We start from the raw sequence: 251 nt of genomic DNA on the forward strand, positions 1-251 counted from the left end.
GTACTGGGCTGCATCCTGCTGACGCTCGGCCTGGCTTCGGCCTACCTGCGCCTGCTGCCGGTCAGCACGTCGTTCATCTACCTGCTGTTCGGCCTGGCCATCGGCCCGGCCGGGCTGCACGCCTGGCGCAGCGGCCTGGCGGACATCAGCGGCTGGTTCGAACACCTCAGCGAGGCGGCGTTGCTGATCTCGCTGTTCATCGGCGGCCTCAAGCTGCGCCTGCCGTTGCGCTCGCCGGCCTGGACCGCTGC

Annotated in this window: 1 pseudogene; it reads left to right on the top strand. The window is 70.1% G+C overall.

Annotated elements, in window-relative coordinates:
- Positions 1–251, top strand: a pseudogene (locus ACLJNW_RS27125) (sodium:proton antiporter); the annotation flags it as partial.

It is taken from the genome of Salmonella sp. SAL4457 (assembly GCF_046548235.1).
Lineage (GTDB): Bacteria > Pseudomonadota > Gammaproteobacteria > Enterobacterales > Enterobacteriaceae > Salmonella > Salmonella enterica.